The sequence below is a fragment of the Thalassovita gelatinovora genome (assembly GCF_001458355.1).
Lineage (GTDB): Bacteria > Pseudomonadota > Alphaproteobacteria > Rhodobacterales > Rhodobacteraceae > Thalassobius > Thalassobius gelatinovorus.
Genome location: NZ_CYSA01000019.1, coordinates 75,239 through 93,903, shown reverse-complemented (window position 1 = coordinate 93,903; position 18,665 = coordinate 75,239). Strand labels below are relative to the sequence as shown.

At 58.7% G+C, this 18,665-nt stretch carries 19 protein-coding genes; 9 read left to right on the top strand and 10 right to left on the bottom strand.

Annotated elements, in window-relative coordinates; translation table 11 throughout:
- Positions 1-41: 41 nt before the first annotated feature.
- The 3 genes from TG4357_RS19505 (at position 42) to TG4357_RS10650 (ending at position 3,069) form a co-directional block, all read left to right on the top strand.
- Positions 42-194: a hypothetical protein gene (locus TG4357_RS19505; RefSeq protein ID WP_158509069.1), complete on the top strand. Its 153-nt coding sequence runs from the start codon at positions 42-44 to the stop codon at positions 192-194.
- Between the two features lie 124 nt (positions 195-318).
- Entirely contained in the window at positions 319-1,959 is a 1,641-nt protein-coding gene (locus TG4357_RS10660) for an FAD-binding dehydrogenase (RefSeq protein ID WP_058262879.1), read from the top strand.
- Between the two features lie 264 nt (positions 1,960-2,223).
- Positions 2,224-3,069, top strand: a complete 846-nt coding sequence (locus TG4357_RS10650; RefSeq protein WP_058262877.1) for an urea carboxylase-associated family protein — start codon at positions 2,224-2,226, stop codon at positions 3,067-3,069.
- 57 nt (positions 3,070-3,126) lie between these two features.
- Here the strand turns inward: TG4357_RS10650 and glyA are convergent, their stop codons facing one another.
- A complete protein-coding gene (gene glyA, locus TG4357_RS10645) occupies positions 3,127-4,452 on the bottom strand; it encodes a serine hydroxymethyltransferase (RefSeq protein ID WP_058262876.1) in 1,326 nt (441 codons plus the stop codon).
- 100 nt (positions 4,453-4,552) lie between these two features.
- Between glyA and TG4357_RS10640 the strand changes: the two genes are divergently transcribed.
- Positions 4,553-5,425, top strand: coding sequence for a LysR substrate-binding domain-containing protein (locus TG4357_RS10640; RefSeq protein WP_058262875.1), 873 nt, complete (start codon positions 4,553-4,555; stop codon positions 5,423-5,425).
- Here the strand turns inward: TG4357_RS10640 and deoD are convergent.
- From deoD to TG4357_RS10620, 4 genes are all read right to left on the bottom strand, one after another.
- Positions 5,405-6,109, bottom strand: coding sequence for a purine-nucleoside phosphorylase (deoD, locus tag TG4357_RS10635; protein ID WP_058262874.1), 705 nt, complete (start codon positions 6,107-6,109; stop codon positions 5,405-5,407). The genes TG4357_RS10640 and deoD overlap by 21 nt on opposite strands.
- A 9-nt stretch (positions 6,110-6,118) precedes the next feature.
- Positions 6,119-6,559, bottom strand: coding sequence for a GNAT family N-acetyltransferase (locus tag TG4357_RS10630; protein WP_058262873.1), 441 nt, complete (start codon positions 6,557-6,559; stop codon positions 6,119-6,121).
- 118 nt (positions 6,560-6,677) lie between these two features.
- On the bottom strand, positions 6,678-6,956 hold the full coding sequence (locus TG4357_RS10625) for an acylphosphatase (protein WP_058262872.1): 279 nt from the start codon (positions 6,954-6,956) through the stop codon (positions 6,678-6,680).
- Positions 6,957-7,023: 67 nt separating this feature from the next.
- Positions 7,024-9,003 (bottom strand): protein meaA, encoded by a 1,980-nt coding sequence (locus TG4357_RS10620; protein WP_058262998.1) that lies wholly within the window; start codon positions 9,001-9,003, stop codon positions 7,024-7,026.
- Between the two features lie 151 nt (positions 9,004-9,154).
- Here TG4357_RS10620 and TG4357_RS10615 point away from each other — a divergent pair, with 151 nt between their 5' ends.
- The 5 genes from TG4357_RS10615 to TG4357_RS10595 all read left to right on the top strand — a co-directional run bounded on the left by TG4357_RS10615 (position 9,155) and on the right by TG4357_RS10595 (position 14,912).
- A complete protein-coding gene (locus TG4357_RS10615) occupies positions 9,155-10,513 on the top strand; it encodes a 1-acyl-sn-glycerol-3-phosphate acyltransferase (protein ID WP_058262871.1) in 1,359 nt (452 codons plus the stop codon).
- 135 nt (positions 10,514-10,648) lie between these two features.
- Positions 10,649-11,938 (top strand): crotonyl-CoA carboxylase/reductase, encoded by a 1,290-nt coding sequence (gene ccrA, locus TG4357_RS10610; protein WP_058262870.1) that lies wholly within the window; start codon positions 10,649-10,651, stop codon positions 11,936-11,938.
- Between the two features lie 150 nt (positions 11,939-12,088).
- Positions 12,089-12,631: a hypothetical protein gene (locus tag TG4357_RS10605; RefSeq protein ID WP_058262869.1), complete on the top strand. Its 543-nt coding sequence runs from the start codon at positions 12,089-12,091 to the stop codon at positions 12,629-12,631.
- Between the two features lie 32 nt (positions 12,632-12,663).
- Positions 12,664-14,196: an ATP-dependent DNA helicase gene (locus TG4357_RS10600; RefSeq protein ID WP_058262868.1), complete on the top strand. Its 1,533-nt coding sequence runs from the start codon at positions 12,664-12,666 to the stop codon at positions 14,194-14,196.
- Positions 14,193-14,912, top strand: coding sequence for an SDR family oxidoreductase (locus TG4357_RS10595; RefSeq protein ID WP_058262867.1), 720 nt, complete (start codon positions 14,193-14,195; stop codon positions 14,910-14,912). Before TG4357_RS10600 ends, TG4357_RS10595 begins: the two co-directional genes overlap by 4 nt.
- Positions 14,913-14,943: 31 nt before the next feature.
- Here the strand turns inward: TG4357_RS10595 and TG4357_RS10590 are convergent, their stop codons facing one another.
- The 5 genes from TG4357_RS10590 to TG4357_RS10570 all read right to left on the bottom strand — a co-directional run bounded on the left by TG4357_RS10590 (position 14,944) and on the right by TG4357_RS10570 (position 18,622).
- Positions 14,944-15,681 carry a TIGR02186 family protein gene (locus TG4357_RS10590; protein WP_233487481.1) on the bottom strand — a complete coding sequence of 246 codons (738 nt, stop codon included), beginning with the start codon at positions 15,679-15,681 and terminating at the stop codon, positions 14,944-14,946.
- Between the two features lie 26 nt (positions 15,682-15,707).
- Positions 15,708-16,634, bottom strand: coding sequence for a sulfite exporter TauE/SafE family protein (locus TG4357_RS10585; protein ID WP_058262865.1), 927 nt, complete (start codon positions 16,632-16,634; stop codon positions 15,708-15,710).
- A 402-nt stretch (positions 16,635-17,036) separates the two neighbouring features.
- The gene (locus tag TG4357_RS10580; protein ID WP_058262864.1) at positions 17,037-17,480 is read right to left on the bottom strand and encodes a GNAT family N-acetyltransferase; all 444 of its coding nucleotides are present in this window, start codon (positions 17,478-17,480) and stop codon (positions 17,037-17,039) included.
- Positions 17,470-18,069 carry a tRNA (adenosine(37)-N6)-threonylcarbamoyltransferase complex dimerization subunit type 1 TsaB gene (tsaB, locus tag TG4357_RS10575; RefSeq protein WP_058262863.1) on the bottom strand — a complete coding sequence of 200 codons (600 nt, stop codon included), beginning with the start codon at positions 18,067-18,069 and terminating at the stop codon, positions 17,470-17,472. The genes TG4357_RS10580 and tsaB overlap by 11 nt, the downstream gene beginning before the upstream one ends.
- Positions 18,059-18,622, bottom strand: coding sequence for a NifU family protein (locus tag TG4357_RS10570; RefSeq protein ID WP_058262862.1), 564 nt, complete (start codon positions 18,620-18,622; stop codon positions 18,059-18,061). The genes tsaB and TG4357_RS10570 overlap by 11 nt, the downstream gene beginning before the upstream one ends.
- Positions 18,623-18,665: the final 43 nt, after the last annotated feature.

The window sequence follows — 18,665 nt, the reverse complement described above, 5'->3', positions numbered from 1 at the left end:
ATCTTCAAAGCCACAGGGGGGATCATCAAAGAACCGAGGCTATGATGTCCAACACCGCACAAACCCAACAACAGCAGGCTCGCCAAGCCCTTGAAGTCTTGGAACAGGCTTATGCCTATTACACGGCAGAACCCACTGTGGCGACCAAGGGCGAAAACTTCGTGGAATACTACGAATACGCCGCTGCTGCCTAAATCGCTACTCCCATCCGGAAAAGACAAAGGGCGCACCCGTGATCGGGCGCGCCTTTTCTTTACGCAAGGTTCGTGTTTGCGAATGCACCTCCTCGGCCTAGCCTGACCGTCGGGAGGAACAATCATGGTCGATGTTATCGTTGTGGGCGCGGGTCTTGCCGGTCTTGTCGCAGCATCCGAAGCCGTTGCACGCGGGCGCAAGGTTCTTTTGCTGGACCAAGAAGGCGAACAATCGCTGGGGGGACAGGCGTTTTGGTCGCTGGGCGGGCTGTTCATGATCGATACGCCGGAACAGCGACGGATGGGCATCCGTGACAGTCATGAACTGGCAACGATGGATTGGATGGGAAGCGCCGGTTTTGACCGCGCCGAAGACGCCAACCCCCGCAAGGTGGCAGACGCCTATCTGGATTTTGCGGCGGGGGAAATGCGCCCTTGGCTGAAAAACCTTGGCATGCGCTGGTTCCCGGTGGTGGGGTGGGCCGAACGCGGCGGTGCGCTGGCCGATGGGCATGGCAATTCGGTGCCAAGGTTTCACGTAACTTGGGGCACCGGTCCTGGGGTTGTTGCACCGTTTGAACGGCTGGTGCATGCGGCGGCAGCGGATGGTCGGCTCAGGTTCGGGTTCCGCCACCGGGTGACGGATCTGATCGTGGAAAATGGTGCGGTGGCCGGCGTTTGCGGTGAGGTGCTGCGCCCAGATGCGGCTGATCGGGGACGGTCCACCACGCGCGCCAGCGTCGGGCAGTTCGAACACCGCGCCGGGGCGGTGATCGTGACCTCGGGCGGGATCGGTGGCAATCACGACATGGTGCGCGCCCATTGGCCGGTTGATCGGCTTGGCCCGGCACCGCAGCGCATGGTGGCCGGGGTGCCGGATTACGTCGATGGACAGATGCAGCAGGCAGCCAAGGCCGCCGGGGCCGGAGCCATCAACGAAGACCGGATGTGGCATTACACAGAAGGTTTGGCGAATTGGGATCCGATTTGGCCCAATCACGGCATTCGCATCCTGCCTGGTCCCAGTTCGGTCTGGTTCGATGCCTTGGGGCAGCGGATGCAGGCCCCTTGTCTGCCGGGGTTCGACACGCTGGCAACCTTGCGGCGTATTCTGTCAACCGGGCACGAACATAGCTGGTTTATCCTGAGCCAGAAAATCATCGAAAAGGAATTCGCGCTGTCGGGCAGCGAACAAAACCCCGACCTGACAGCAGGCAAATGGTCGGCGGTGATCAAGGCGCGACTGGCAGGCAAAGGGGCCCCGGCTCCGGTCGAGGCGTTCAAATCTCATGGCGAGGATTTCATCGTCGCAAATTCCCTGCCCGCACTGATCGACGGCATGAACCGGCTGACCCCCGATGCGCCACTGGACCCGGCCCGAATCACCGCGCAAATGCAGGCGCGCGACGCCCAGATCGACAACCCATTCGCCAAGGACGCGCAAGTGATCGCGATCCGGCAGGCCCGTGCTTATCGCGGCGACAGGCTGATCCGCACCGCGAAACCGCACAAGATCCTCGATCCTGCCAACGGGCCGTTGATTGCGGTGCGGTTGAATATCCTGACCCGTAAATCGCTGGGTGGGCTTCACACCGATCTTGATGGGCAGGTTCTGCGCCCCGACGGTTCGGCCTTTCCGGGGCTTTTTGCCGCCGGGGAAGTCGCGGGTTTCGGTGGCGGCGGCTATCACGGCTATAATGCGCTTGAAGGGACGTTTTTGGGTGGTTGTATCTTTTCTGGGCGGATGGCGGGGCGGGCGGTCTGACTTTCCCCTTTGGGTCGGAACCTGTAGACCGGCGGCATGATTTATCCCATCGGCCTGATTGTCGCCTTCATCCTGATCATGATTTTTTCGAACCGTCGGACGCGGCACTGTAAATGGCGTGCCGACCGGCGCGGCGATCGCGATGGGCAAAGCTGTTATCGCTGTGCGGTTTGCGGTGCCGAAAGCTTTACAATGGACAATTCCCCACCCAAAGTTTGCTGTCAGAAAACGCCACCCCCGGCTTTTTAATGACCCGAGGCCAATATGACTGATATTCCCGCCGATGCCGAAGCTCGCCGCGCGATTGCGCCGGTGATCGCTTATCCCAACGACAGCTTGCCGCGATGTGATCTGGATCTTTACCGGACTGCCCGGGCCGGGGCGCAAAAGGTGGACGAAGTTCTGGTTGCGCCGCGCGATGCAGGCTGTTTCCGGGTCAAGGCTGGGCAGTTTTTCCGCATCAGTTCGGTTGAGGGGGCGCAAGTCGGCGATCTGAACCTGTGGAATGCCAATGATCTGTCCGAACGGTTTTATTCCGGCAAGACAAGGGCGCTGCATGGTACCCATTTGACGGTAGGGGAACGGATGTGGTCGGCTTTCCCCTATCTACGTCCGATGGCGACGATCATCGACGATACGCTGGGCTGGTATGGGATCGATCCCTATGGCGGATCGGTGCACGATGTGATCGGTACTCGCTGTGATCCTTATACCCATACCCTGCTGACCGGTGGGCAGTATCATCATTGCTGCCATTCCAATTTGACCCGGGCGTTGGCCGATGCAACGGGCATGAGCCTGACAGAGGCAGAACCGCATGTTCATGACGTGCTGAATGTTTTCATGTGTACCGGGTTTACCCGCGACACCGGGCAGTATTTCATGAAGGCCAGTCCTGTCCGGCCCGGTGATTACCTGGAATTTTTTGCCGAAATCGATCTGCTGGGGGCTTTGTCGGCCTGTCCGGGCGGGGATTGTTCCGCCGAACATTCCAGCGATTCCACCGCCTGCTATCCGCTTTTGGTCGAGGTCTTTGCGGCCAAACCGGGGGCATTGTCGAGCTGGGCGATACCGCAGGTGAATGGCTACGACCGCAGCCACGGGCGGTAAGGTCGGACCGGGGCGCTGCCCCGGACCCCGGAGTATTTTTGCCAAGAAGAAACCGGATCAGTTGGCGTTGATGAAATGCAGCTTGTCGAAGCCTTGCCGCCAAGCAGAAACTTCGCTGGCCAGCGTTTCTGGTGCGTTCGAGCGCAGGGCACTGGCGATCAGCCGGGCCAGTTCCGGCATATGGTCCGGGGTCATGCCCCAGCGAACAAGTTCTGGCGTCCCGAGACGCAGACCGTTCATGTCACCGTCAAGTTCCGGCAGTGGCAAACCGATGCCGCAGGCCAGGAATCCCGCTTTGCGCAGGGTTTTCGACGCCGTCTGACCGCCGCCGAACCGGGTCGCATCCAGCGCGAATTGATGCGACGTGGTGGCCCCCTTTTCGGCTCCAAAGACCGGCAGATCCAGATCGCTAAGCGATCTGGCCAGCGCCCGGGCGGTATCGACCATCATCCGGGCATAGTCGGTGCCGTGATCGCGCCAATCCAGCATGGTCATCGCCAAGGCGGCGGATTTGGCGGCATCGAAATTGGCGGTCATGCCGGGAAAGGCAATCGCGTCGAGCCGTTGAGCAATATCGGCGTCATTGCTGACGATCAGGCCGGAAGGCGGGCCGCCAAGCGATTTATAGGTGCTCATCGTCATCAGATGCGCACCCTGATCCAGCGGGTTAGGCCAAGCGCCCCCGGCGATGATCCCGCATTGATGCGCCGCGTCGAACAGCACATACGCGCCGACTTCATCCGCGATGTCGCGGATGTCGGCGACTGGGTGGGGGAACAGGTTGAGGCTGCCGCCGATGGTTATGATCTTTGGTTTGATGCGTCGCGCCAAGTCGGCCAGCCTGTCCAGATCGACGCTGTAGCCGTTGACATCTACCGGGGCGGCGTGGCTTTGCAGATCGTACAGCCCGGCGCAACCGGCCGCGTGATGGGTGACATGGCCGCCGATGCTGGCCGGTGGGGTGATGATCGCATCGCCGGGTTTCGCCAAGGCCATGAAGCCATAAAGATTGGCAATCGCCCCCGACGGCACCCGGATTTCGGCATATTTGGCCGCGAAAATTTCACCGCAAAGTTCGGCTGTGATGACCTCGATTTCTTCGATCGCTTCCAGCCCCATTTCATATTTGTCGCCGGGATACCCAAGCGACGGTCTGGTGCCGAGCCCAGAGGCCAAGAGCGCCTCGGCGCGCGGGTTCATCACATTGGTGGCCGGGTTCAGGTTGAAGCAATCGCGTTCATGGATCGCCTTGTTGCGGATCGCCAAGGCGTCAATCCGGTTGGCAAGCTCTGTGCTGGTGCTGTTGGACACTTTGGTCGACAGTTCCTGAATAAAGGTTTCGCATCGGGTCGGAACCCAGCTTCTCGAGGCCAGATGGGGCATCGGAGTCTCCTGTTTCTGTTCCAGGCCACAAAATCCGGTTCCATGCTATCGCGCAAATCAGATTTCATCTATTCTAGGCCCAGTAAAACTGAGTCTAATCATGCCTGTTCATCCACCACGCCCCACCGGCCCAGCCCTGAATGCTCTGCGCGCTTTCGAAGCCGCCGCCCGTCTGGGGGGCTTTTCCAAGGCGGCGGAAGAACTCTGCGTCACCTCCGGCGCGGTGGCGCAGCAGGTTAAGGGGCTGGAAGACTGGGCCGGGGCAGACCTGTTTGAGCGGCAGCCGCAGGGAGTGGTTCTGAATGATCTGGGGCGGCAGGTTTTGCCGCTGGCCGAACGTGCCTTTGATCAACTGGCCGCCACGGTGCAGGAAATCCGCGCCGTCGCCAGCCCCAACCGGCTGCATATCGCGGCGCTGCCAGCCGTGGCGCAACTGTGGCTGTCGCCGCGTCTGCCGGCCATCCGCCGGGCACTGCCGGATCTGGTGATTTCGGTTACGGCAATGGAACAGGCACCCAATCTGGGGCGGGACCCATTCGACCTGACATTGTTTCTGGGCGATCCTGAAGACGGTCAGGTGGTCGCGACGGATGAAATTCTGCCGGTATGTGCCCCTGACGTGGCGGGTCGGGTGATGCAGGTCGCTGATCTGGCGCAGTTGCCCTGCCTGTCCGACAGCAGTTGGTCACAAGACTGGGCGGTCTGGTTGCAGGCACGGGCAGGGGCAGAGACACCACAATTGCGCGGCCCTGTTTTTTCGCTCTATGCGCTGGCGGTACAAGAAGCAGTGAACGGGGCCGGGGTGTTGATGGGGCATCAATGCCTGATCGAACAGGATCTCAAAGCGGGTCGGCTGGTCAGCCCTTTTCCGCAGGCTGTGCCGACGGGAAAGGCGCTTGTTCTGACCGCGCGAAAACCGGTGCGGCCCCCGTTGGCGCGCCTGATCGCAGCGTTAAGCGAAAGCCGCCTCTAGCGCGATTTCGACCATGTCGCCAAAGGAGCGTTCGCGGTCTGCCGATGGCAAGGCTTCATGGCGGATCAGGTGATCTGACACGGTTAGTACGGCCAAGGCCCGCACGCCATAGCGCAAGGCGAGATTATATAGCTCGGCTGCTTCCATTTCGACTCCCAGAATACCGTGACGGGTCATCTGTTCGTTCAGATCTGGCCGTTCGTCATAGAAAACATCGGCGGAATAGATACCGCCGACATGGGCCGAAACGCCTTTGGCCTCGGCCGCTTCGGCCGCGGCTTTCAATAGCGACCAGTCGGCCGAAGGGGCAAAGTTGAAGTCCCTGAAAATCCCGGATGACGGCGTTGAAACCGAAGACGCGGTCATCGCCAAGATTACGTCGCGCAGCTTCACCTTGTCTTGCATGGCGCCGCAGGACCCGATGCGGATCAGCGTTTTCGCACCATAATCGCGGATCAGTTCATTAGCATAGATCGATAGGGACGGCATTCCCATGCCAGAGCCGTGGATGGTTACCGGATTGCCTTTGTAATGGCCGGTGAACCCCAACATGCCACGCACATCATTGACCTGCTTGGGGGCGTCCAGAAAGGTTTCTGCGGCCCATTTGGCGCGATAGGGGTCGCCCGGCAGCAGGACGGTTGGCGCGATCTCTCCAGGCTGGGCGCCGATATGGATGGTCATGGCAGGGTCCTAGCGTTGGTATTTGATGAACGGGGTCAACGTTGCAATTCGGTCATAAAGTTTCCGCGCGGTGTGATTGAAGTCCTGCGTCATCCAGTACACCGAAGGGGTGCCGTTTTCATCGGCAGCTTTGTAAACCGCCTCGATCAGGGCGCGACCGATGCCTTGGCCCCGCACATCGGGGTCGGCATAGAGATCCTGAAGGTAACACACGTCTTCCTGCCGCCAATTATGCGGGTGGTAGATGTAATGCACCAATCCGACAGGTTTGCCATCCAGAAGTGCCAGCAGGGCGTGTTGGTTTTCCTTTTCGGAATCAATCAGCCGGGCGAAGGTGTTCTGATAGACCTCTTCCGGCACCGTGCTTTGGTAGAATTCCAGATAAGCGGTCCACAGACGCCGCCAATCGGCTTCGTCAGCGGCACAAAGGGGGCGGATGTCCAAAGCCATTTCAAATCCTCGCTTTTTTGGGACACAATGCAGAACCCGATCTTGTAAGGCAACCTTTGAGAAATGGCGACGTTGAGAGCGCAAGTTACTGTGCCCCTCCGACGTGCTGCGGGGGGATTCAATACCGGATGTAAAAACCTGACAAGGCATCGTCGTGAGGGACCATTTCGGTTTGCACATCGAGGACCGAGGCCGCGCCGGGCCCTTCCCACAATTCGTCGATCATGGCGAGAACTGCGCCTTTTTGCCCGTCGAACAGGGCACTGACCGATCCGTTATCTTCGTTGCAAACCCATCCCGACAGGCCCAACCGGTCGGCGCGGGACCGGGTCCAGGCGCGAAAGGCGACACCTTGAACGCGGCCTGTCACCCGGGCTTTCATGGCAATGTTTCCCATGTTGTCCCCTTTTGGTAGAGGGCAAGGATAAGTCCGAATGGGGCAGGCAAGCAAGTGTGGCTGGGCTTTACTCTGCCGCCACCACCTGCGGATCAACCAGCATCACGATGTCTTTCATGATCGCGTTCAGTTCGAAATCCTTCGGTGTATAGACTTTGGCCACACCCATTTCCAGCAACCGAGCCGCATCGTTGTCGGGAATGATCCCGCCGACGATCACCGGAATATGGCCCAAACCGGCGTCGCGCATCCGCTCCATCAGGTCTTCGACCAGCGGCATATGCGATCCCGACAGGATCGACAGACCAACAACATGCGCCTGATTTTCCTGCGCTGCCTTGACCAATTCTTCGGGCGTCAGCCGGATGCCTTCATAATCGATATCCATGCCGCAATCGCGGGCGCGGAATGCGATCTGTTCGGCACCGTTGGAATGCCCGTCCAGCCCTGGCTTGCCGACCAGGAATTTCAATCGGCGGCCCAGCTTGTCGCTGGCCATATTCACCGCCTCGCGGATGTCTTCCAACCCTTCGGTTTTGTTGCTGACCGATTTCGACACCCCGGTCGGACCGCGATATTCGCCGAACACTGCCCGCATCTGGGTGGCCCATTCACCGGTGGTGACACCCGCCTTTGCCGCTGCAATCGAAGCAGGCATGACATTGTCGCCGTTCTGAGCGGCGCTGCGCAGATCGGCCAAGGCCTTTTCCACCGCCGCTTGATCGCGGTCGGCTTTCCAATCCTGCAATCTTTGTACCTGATCGGCCTCCATCGCGGGATCAACGGTCATGATACCGCCATCGCCGGTCATCAGCGGCGACGCTTCGCCTTCGGTCCACTTGTTCACGCCGACCACGATGGTTTCGTTCTTTTCGATCCGGTTCAGACGCTCGGCATTGGAATCGACCAAACGGCCTTTCATGTATTCGATCGATGCAACTGCCCCGCCCATACTGTCGAGATTGGCCAATTCGTGCCGCGCACCGTCTTTCAGCGCTTCGACCTTGGCGTCGACGGCAGGGTTGCCGTCGAACAAGTCTTCGTATTCCAGCAGGTCGGTTTCATAGGCCATGATCTGTTGCATGCGCAGCGACCATTGCTGATCCCACGGGCGCGGCAGGCCCAGAGCTTCGTTCCAGGCGGGCAACTGCACAGCGCGCGCACGGGCCTTTTTCGACAGGGTCACCGCCAGCATTTCGATCAGGATGCGGTAGACGTTGTTTTCCGGCTGCTGTTCGGTCAGGCCCAGCGAATTCACCTGCACCCCATAGCGGAAGCGGCGGAATTTGGGGTTTTCGACGCCGTAGCGTTGCTCACAGATCTCATCCCACAAATCGACAAAGGCGCGCATCTTGCACATCTCGGTGACGAAGCGGATGCCCGCATTCACGAAGAAGCTGATGCGCCCGACCATGGCCGGGAAATCTTCGGCCGGGACGCGTGGACGCAGTTCATCCAGAACCGCCTGTGCCGTGGCCAGTGCAAAGGACAATTCCTGTTCTGGTGTCGCGCCTGCTTCTTGCAGATGGTAAGAACAGACGTTCATCGGGTTCCATTTCGGCACGCTGGAATAGCAATATTCGGCCACGTCTGCGATCATCTTCAACGAAGGTTTCGGCGGACAAATATAGGTGCCGCGGCTCAGGTATTCCTTGATCAGATCGTTCTGGACGGTGCCTTGCAGTTTGCTGACATCGGCCCCCTGTTCTTCGGCTGCCGCGATATAAAGCGACAACAGCCAAGGCGCGGTGGCATTGATCGTCATCGAAGTGTTCATCTGTTCCAGCGGAATTTCGTCGAACAGCGCCCGCATGTCGCCCAGATGGCAGACCGGTACGCCAACCTTGCCGACTTCTCCCTTGGCCAGAATATGATCGCTGTCATAGCCGGTCTGGGTCGGCAGGTCGAAGGCAACCGACAAACCGGTCTGACCCTTGGACAGATTGGAACGATACAGCGCGTTCGACGCTTTCGCGGTCGAATGGCCCGCATAGGTGCGAAACAGCCACGGGCGATCGGCTTGGCGGTCTTTGTTTGTCTCGGTCATGGCGGCCTCGTGAATCAGGGTGGGCAATAATCTTTCGTCTTGGCGTTGATACTTGGAATTTTGTGGCGCTGTCAATTCGCCGCAATGCGGCATTTTCAGATTATTGCCCCTTGTGATTTACCGGGATGCAAAACCGCGCCATGGTGCACGAATGACTGCCACAGTAGAAATGCCGCTTTGGGTTCTGGCTTTGTTGATCGCCTTTGCAGCGGTCACCTTCGCGTCACATTTCCTGTTTCCGTCGGTACGCTGGTTTTTTCGTAAACGGATGGAGCGGCTGGTCGCGCGGCTGAACACGCGTCTGACCCGACCGATCGAACCGTTCAAGCTGGCGCGCCGGTACGACATGATCCAGCGGCTGATTTATGACCCCGAGATTGGTCAGGCGATCACCGACTATGCGGCAAGCGAAGGTATTCCGGAAAACGTCGCCTTTGAACGCGCCCGCCGTTACGCCGGTGAAATCGTACCCGCCTTCAGCGTCTGGACCTATTTTAGCTTTGCCGCGCGCGTGGCGCGTTGGCTGTGCCGCAGTTTTTATCAGGTTCGGGTGATTAACTTTGACGGTGAACGCATTGAACAGCTGGATACCGATGCGACGGTGGTTTTGGTGATGAACCATCGCAGCAACATGGATTACGTGTTGCTGACCCATCTGGCCGCGCCGCGTGGTGCGCTCAGCTATGCGGTGGGTGAATGGGCCCGGATCTGGCCGCTCAGCCGGTTGATCCGCGCCTTGGGGGCCTATTTCATCCGGCGCCGGGATGGTGATCTTCTCTATCGTGAAATTTTAGCGAAGTATATTTATCTGGCGACACGGGCCGGGGTCACGCAGGCGGTTTTTCCCGAAGGCCGGCTTAGCCTGACCGGTCGTTTGTCCGATCCCAAACTGGGTATCTTGAAATATATTGTCGACGCCCGCGATCCGAACGGCCGCGAAGTGATCTTTGTACCGGTGGCGCTGAATTATGATCACGTGCTGGAAGACTGCACGCTGCTGGCCGCTGCCGAAAAATCAGCGCGAAGGTTTCGAGTGCCGCTGCGGTCTGTGTTGTCTGGGGTGCTGAAAGTGATCTGGATGGGCCCGGCCGGGCGCAGGCGGCGCTATGGACATGCTGGCGTGTGTTTTGGAAAACCGCTGCCGCTTGCCGGATTCGAGGGCGATGTACAGGCATTGGCCGACGAGATGATGCGCCGAATATCGGCCGCAATGCCGGTGCTGCCGGTGCCGGTTCTGGCCCACCTTCTGCTGACCCACGGGGCGATGGATCGGGTGACGTTGGAACTGCAAATGAAAAAACTGTTGAGGGAAAGCGATCATTCGGCGGTTTATTGGCCGCGCGACCATGCGGGGTTGGCACTGGAACAGGCCATTACGCTGTTGGAACAACGGAATCTGATCCGGCTGGACGGCGAAACCGTCGTGCCGATTGAACATGAAAAGCCGCTACTTCAGTTTTACGCGGCCTCTGTAGATCATATCTTTGCTCCTGCAGCATCAACCGCATAGGTTTTTCTGCACTTGCGAGGTCATAAAATTACAAAAACGACTTAAATCGGATTGCATTGTTGCGCGAGCGTCTTTATCTCTCGGGGTAGACGGCGCGATTCTGCATCGCGGCATGACCTAAACTTGGAGGCAAAGATGGCTCTGGATACTGACACGGGGATCGCCCCTTACGAAGCGCCTGAAAAGGATCTTTATGAAATCGGCGAAATGCCCCCGTTGGGCTATGTGCCGGAGAAAATGTACGCTTGGGCAATCCGCCAGGACCGTCATGGCGAACCGGATAAATCGTTCCAGGTTGAAGTCGTCGATACCTGGAAAATCGACAGCCACGAAGTGCTGGTTCTGGTTATGGCTGCGGGCGTGAACTACAACGGTGTCTGGGCCGGGCTTGGCGTACCAATTTCGCCCTTCGATTCCCACAAGCATCCTTACCACATCGCCGGGTCTGACGCGTCGGGCATCGTTTGGGCCGTGGGCGACAAGGTCAAGACTTGGAAAGTCGGCGACGAGGTCGTGATCCATTGTAACCAAGATGATGGTGACGATGAGGAATGCAATGGCGGCGACCCGATGTTTTCGCCGACGCAGCGGATCTGGGGCTATGAAACCTATGACGGGTCGTTCGCTCAGTTCACCCGGGTTCAGGCGCAGCAACTGCTGCCGCGCCCCAAGCACCTGACCTGGGAAGAAAGCGCCTGCTACACGCTGACGCTGGCCACCGCGTACCGGATGCTGTTCGGTCATCACCCGCATGAGTTGAAGCCGGGCCAGAATGTTTTGGTCTGGGGCGCGTCGGGCGGGTTGGGGTCGTTTGCGATCCAGCTGGCCAATGCCGCCGGGGCCAATGCCATCGGGGTGATTTCGGATGAGGACAAGCGCGAATTCGTGATGAACCTCGGCGCCAAGGGCGTGATCAACCGCAAGGATTTCGACTGCTGGGGGCAATTGCCCACGGTAAACACGCCGGAATACAATGCGTGGCTGAAAGAGGCGCGCAAATTCGGCAAGGCGATCTGGGACATTCTGGGCAAGGGTGTCAGCGTCGATATGGTGTTCGAACATCCCGGCGAAGCGACCTTCCCGGTTTCGACCCTGGTGGTCAAGAAGGGAGGCATGGTCGTGATCTGTGCTGGCACTTCGGGTTTCAACTGTACCTTCGACGTTCGCTATATGTGGATGCACCAGAAGCGTTTGCAGGGGTCACATTTCGCCCATCTGAAGCAGGCGGCAGCGGCAAACAAGCTGATGATTGAACGGCGTATCGATCCCACCATGTCGGAAGTTTTCCCTTGGGCGGAAATCCCCGATGCACATGTCAAGATGCTGCACAATGAACACAAGCCGGGCAACATGGCGGTGCTGGTTCAGGCCCCCCGGACCGGGCTGCGCACCCTCGAAGACGTGTTGGATGCAGGCAAGAAATAAATCTGTTTTCCACGGTTGAAAATAAGATCCGCGGCGTTCCTGAAAACGCTGCGGATTTTTCCTGAATACCCCGTTGTTGCGGCGTATGTATCGGTTTTCTCATGTTAACCGGCCCTGACTAGCGTTTTCCCTTTGGCGTGGGGAAAACCGATGTTGCGTTACCTTTCCACCGAGCAACTGCATCGCTCCCCCTATCTGCGTGACAGCATGGAACAGGATACCGGCGCCCCCCTTGATCCAAGAGGCGGTGACGATCCGCTTTACCTACTGTGGCAACGCGGTGATGGCCGTCATGGCGGATCCATGCGGTTTTTGCCCCTATCGGGCTGCTTGCCGGTCTGGCAATGCAGCCGGTTTTGTCTGTCACCTGATCCCGATCCGTTGGTCGCTGCTGCGCTGTTTCTGGGGGCGGCAGAAATCTTTGATCGGTTCCGATTGCACCATTTCAGATGCTGCTGTGACGCCCGATTTACGCGGCTTTGCATTGGAATCGGGGCGCGTCCGCATTTGCAGACCTGCAAAGGCGCGACAGATACCGCTTCATTAGTCCCGAACGCAACGGTCAAGGCCCGCGCGGCGCGGCTGGCACGGTTGACACTGGGGCAATCGGCGATGTGGTTCGAACGCGCCTTTCCGGGCTGTTCGGACCGGAAAGAAACGCAGATCCACATGTTTACGAAACAGCGGCCCTAGCCCTTTGTGCGACCCCGATATAGGGTCGCGCCATGACCGTTCCCGCGCTGCAATTTTCCCATGATCAGGCCGAAGCCTATGACCGTATCGCCGATGTTTTGCGGTCGGCTGGTGTGGATTTGGCCGAAGGTATCCTGACCCCACCACAGGACGGAAAAAATCGGGTTCTCGCCGTGACCGGCAAGGCCGGATCGGGCAAGACCTTGTTGCTTGCCGAGCTGTATAAGGCGCTGGAAGCGGCGGGCGTCGATGTGGTTTCAGGCGATTATGAAGGGCGCAAACGTAAAGACCGGCGCACGTTGGCAATCCTGGCCCCGACCAACAAGGCGGCCAGTGTGTTGCGCAACCGGCGCGTTCCGGCAACCACGATTCATCGCATTCTTTACACCCCGGTCTATGACCCGGAATATGAAAAGATCGCTGAATGGTTGGCAGGGAACGGTGAAAAGCCGGACATCGAGGGCCTGACCGACGAAGCGCTGGACCGGGCCCATGCGTTTTACCAGTTGCATAAATCGATCCCCGGGGCCTTGGCGGCGGCGGGGCTGCGTGGATCGGATTTTATCACTGGCTGGAAACGCCGTGACGATCCTCTCGATATTGGTTTTGTCGACGAATCTTCGATGCTCGATGAAAAGCAGTTCGCGGATCTCAAGGAAATATTCCCCACTTTGCTGCTGTTCGGCGATCCGGCCCAGCTGGCCCCGGTGGGGCAATCGGGTCAGATGGTGTTCGACACCATGCCGGAACCCGCAGTTCTGAACCTGCACCGTATCCACCGGCAGGATGCCGACAATCCGATCTTGGACCTGGCTCATGCGTTGGCCGATCCGGCGCTGGGGTTTGAAGATTTCGAACGCATGGTCGAACAGGCCGCAAAGACCGATGATCGCGTGGTCTGGGCTCAGCGGGTCGAAGTCGATCTAATGGCGCGGTCACCTGTTCTGGTTTGGCGCAATGCGACCCGTGTCCGGTTGATCAATGCGTTTCGAGCCGTCTATGACGCCCCCGACGATGCGCTGCTGGAAGGTGAGCCGTTGATTTGTGACGGGCTTGAATTGCCGCTCAAACATCGCAAAAAACGGTTGGACCTGGAAGCGCGGGGGCTGATCAAGGGGGCGCAGGTGATCTATCTGGGCCGGGGTCGGAAAACCGGGTTTTCACGGCTGCATGTGATCGGAGCCGAAGACCCGCAAGTGTCTGCCGCCTCGATTGTTAAGATCGAAAAGCCGGACGAAGAAGAACCCTTCATTCCCTTTGCCGCCCGGATGGGGGCGGTGTTCCTGCATGGTGCTGCGGTGACGATCCACAAGGCGCAAGGGTCGCAATGGCGCGATGTGCAGGTTTTCGCCCCCGACCTGTACGCTGCGGCCCGAATGGGCCGGGTTGAAGCCGGGCAACCCTTGTGGAAACGTCTGGCCTATGTCGCCATCACCCGCGCCGAAGAACGACTGCATTGGGTGGTGCGGCCACGATTGTCGAAACCCAGCGGACCGCTGCGGGTCGATGATCTGCGCACAGTACCCGCCGCACCGTTGAGCCTGTTGCAGGAGGAAAAGGAATGAAAACGATACTCATCACCGGTGCCAGCGCCGGGATCGGCGCGGCCTGCGCCCGAACTTTCCTGGACCATGGGTGGCGTGTCGGGCTCTTGGCCCGGGGCGAAGCCGCGCTGACACAGGTCGCCGACGGGAAAGCAAACGCAATTGTCCTGCCCTGTGACGTGACCGATCCCGACAGTGTTGATGCCGCTTTCGACCGCTTCGTGGATTGGGCTGGACGGCTGGACGTTCTGTTCAACAATGCCGGCATGTTCGGCTCCGCCGCCCCGATCGACGAAATCAGCGTCGAGGAATGGAACCTGGTGCGGTCGGTGAATCTCGACGGGATGTTCTATTGCGCCCGCGCGGCCTTCGCCCGGATGCGGGCGCAAAACCCTCAGGGCGGGCGGATCATCAACAACGGGTCGATCAGCGCCCATGTGCCGCGCGAAGGGTCGGTGACCTATACCACGACCAAGCACGCGATCACCGGCCTGACCAGGACGTTGTCGCTGGACGGGCGCGCCTTCGACATCGCCTGCGGCCAGATCGATATCGGCAACGCGCGGACCGAACTTCTGGAAGGCATCATCGCAAGGAACCCCGACAACCCGCCGCCGACCATGTCGGTGGATGATGTCGCCAAGGCGGTGCTGCAAATGGCAGAGCTGGCACCCGAAGCAAACGTGCAATTCCTGACCCTGATGGCAACCAAGATGCCCTATATCGGGCGCGGCTGAGGGTCGCAAAATTGGTCAAGTCAGCCCGCAGCTATCCTTCGCGGATCAGCCGGAAGGCGGCCGACGCCCCCCATCCGGCGACAACGGCGATGACCAAGGACAATATTCCATAAATCGGTGCGTGTTCATGCGCCAGATTATACAAGAACCGTTCAAGCCCAACCTTGCGCACGTCAATGGTGGTTGTAAATTGCGATATCACGCTGCCGCCTCGGGTCAGGAAAATCCGCGCTTGGTAATCTCCTTCAGTCAAGTTTGAAGGCAGTGAGATCGAAGTTCGAAACAGCGTCTGTTGATCAACCACAACCGCATTTTCCAACACTTGGTAACTGTTGTTTTCCTGCTGAATACGGACCAAGGCGGTGCTGAATTCCTTGGTGTTGCCGAATTCCACCGTGCTGGTCACGGTTTGAATATTACGATCTACCGTGATGTTGTAGCGTTCGTTTTCTATCCGCTCCAGCACCTCGGACAGAGGACCGCTGGAAGCGACGGCATAAAAAGCCGGAGCGCTATCGACTTCCAGAACCTTTGAATTGATCCAAATTCCGAAACGCCGTTCCTTGCGTCGTATCAACAACGGACCGGACGGCCCTTCGACGGTAACGATCACTTCTAGCGGGTCGTCCGGGATCGGGGATTCGCGTTTGACCGCACCGAAAAGCAGGATGTCGGACCCGTCGAACCGCGCCGTGATGGCCACCCGGTTTTGTGACAATCCCAGCACGATTTCTTCGTCTTCTGCCATCGCCTGCAGGGGCGTAAACATGAGCAATAACAGCAAAAGAAACCGTATCATTTTTCCGCCCCCGGTTGGGCCAGAGAATAAAGCTCAGACGGTTCGATCAACAGCTCCAGCGCGATCTTGCCGCAGACTGACAGCACCAGCAGCGCCAACAACACACGCAGCATTTCCGCCTTCAGCTTGACCCCGATACTTGTGCCTACCTGTGCTCCGATTACGCCGCCGATAAGCAAGAACAGCGCCAATGGCAGATCGACGGTGTTATTGGTGATTGCATGCAGCAGGGTGGTGAATCCGGCAACGAAAATGATCTGGAACAGAGATGTGCCGACCACAACCTTGGTCGGCATGCCCAGAATATAAATCATAGCAGGGACCATGATGAAACCACCGCCCACCCCCATGATCGCCGCCAGCAAACCCACGGCGAATCCGACGATCAAAGGCGGGATCGCCGAGATATAAAGGCTGGAGGTGCGAAACCGCATCTTGAAGGGCAACGCGTGAATCCAATTGCGCTGCTTGCGCTTTTTCGGCACTACGCCGCCTGCTTTGCGGGCGCGCTGAATCGCGCGCAGGCTTTCGACGAACATCAGTGCCCCGATGATGCCCAAAAACACAACATAGCAAAGCCGTACCAGCAGATCGACCTGGCCCAGCGACCTGAGATAGTTGAACACAACCACCCCGATACCCGACCCGGCCATTCCACCAGCCAGAAGCACATATCCCATTTTTAGATCGACGGTTTTGCGCCTCAGATGTGCCATCAAGCCGGAAACCGACGAAGCAACGATCTGATTGGCCGAGGTCGCCACCGCTACGGCTGGCGGGATGCCGACAAAAAACAGCAGTGGTGTAATGAGGAATCCGCCGCCGACGCCAAAGATGCCCGACAGGATACCCACAATTCCGCCCAGACCAAACAGGAGGAACGCGTTGACCGAGACTTCTGCGATGGGCAGGTAAATATTCATGTCCGTACCTAGCTCGACCTGAGCCGCGTAATCAAGCACGCCGCGTTGCGAACGGTATCAAGTGCGCTTTGGTGTGCTCCACAGGGCATAACCGGTCCGTTTCTGTCGCTACTCAGGCGTATTTTTGTATAAGCTTGGTCCACCACACGCGGATGAAACGCCATGCTGGCAAACCCTGCGAGAATCATAAAGGTCAAAAACCAGAAGCGGTTCCGCAAGCTGAACGACGTTTGGAGTGACGGCGGCAACCATGCCATGGAATTGTGACATCACGTTTGAAATGCTTTCCGGAATGGTTAGGTTTCATGCGTGAAACGACAATCATTTGGCATGCGGGTTCTGATTTTTCTGACCTGATTTCGAATGATTTTTGAAACGGATTGTTAGGAAATTGTCGGAAAATTATGACTCAGGGGTCGATTTTGACCAACCCGAGATCAATGAGCGGGCTAAGAGCAGCGCCGCCACAGTGCTTCCGTCTGGCTGACGGTAATATCCGGGACGTTTCGCAGTCTGATCATAGCCCGCTGTCCGATACAGATGTAGTGCAGCCAGGTTGTTTTCGGCCACGTCCAGAAACGATGTTTCCGCTCCACGTGTTCGCGCCGTCGCGTGGTACTGTTCCAGCACCGAACGGCCCTGACCTTGCCCCTGAAAGACCGGCTCGGTAGCAAGTGTCAGCAATTCGGCCTCTCCTGCGATTACGCGGCCCAAGGCGAAGGCATGGTCGGAGCAGACAAGGAAAACATGCGGCGATTGCTGCAAGGACTGGAATTCCGACGCCGTCCAAGGCCGTTGAGCGGAAAACGCGGCCCGGTGGATGCGGGCCAGTTCTTCATCTGTCATCGGTCAGAATAACCGGTGCAGGATCGCGTGGCGGTGCTGCGTCGGCGGCTTTGATGTAAAGCGGGGCAGGGGGCTGGGCATCCTCGGAATAGGTCGCGGAAACGATCCGGGCGATGTTCTCAACAAGCCGCGCCGAAGACGGAACGGCGCAGAGCAGCCGATCCAGCAAATCCGCGTCTTCCCGCGCCACCATTCGGGCGGGTTCACCGTCAGGGGCAATATAGAGTTGATCACGGGGGGCCGGAACAATCGGGATATGTGGTGCGTCATGGTCTAGGCTGATGGCAGCAAATGTGGTTACACCAATCGCCGGAACGTCCAGCGCCAGCGCCAACCCGCGCGCGGCAGATACTGAAATCCGAATGCCGGTGAAATTGCCCGGCCCAGTGCCAACACCGATAGCATTTAGATCGGTCCAATCCTTGCCTGCTTCGGCCAATACTTCTTCCAACAGAGGCATCAGCCGTTCCGCCTGTCCCCGGCCCATGTCTTCGGATCGGGTGATGATGATCGCATCACCCGACAGCAAAGCGGCCGCGCAATGCGCGGCCGATGTGTCAAACGCCAAGACCAGTGGATCAGACGGCAACAGGACGTACCTCGGTCACTTCGGGGATATAATGGCGCAGCAGGTTTTCGATGCCCATTTTCAACGTCAGGGTCGAAGACGGGCAACCAGCGCAAGCGCCTTGCATATGCAGATAAACCACGCCGCGGTCGAAGCCGTGGAAGGTGATGTCACCGCCATCCTGCGCCACGGCGGGACGTACGCGAGTGTCCAGCAATTCCTTGATCTGTCCTACGATTTCAGCGTCCGGGCCGTCGTGGTCGGCATGGCCCGAAGCGGTAACGCCTTCTCCTGCCATGACCGGCTGTCCGGATTGATAATGTTCCATGATCGCGCCCAGAATGCCGGGTTTGATGTGATCCCATTCGACACCGTCGGCTTTGGTCACGGTGACGAAATCACCACCAAAGAACACGCCACTTACGCCACTGACCGCGAAAATCCGCTGTGCCAAAGGGGATGTGCCCGCTGCATCTGCTGACGGGAAATCCGCGGTGCCCGCGCCAAGAACGGCCTGACCGGGCAGGAATTTCAGCGTCGCCGGGTTCGGTGTGGATTCTGTCTGAATAAACATCGCGAGGATACCTTTCTAGTTAAGTCAGGATATGCGCTCGGCA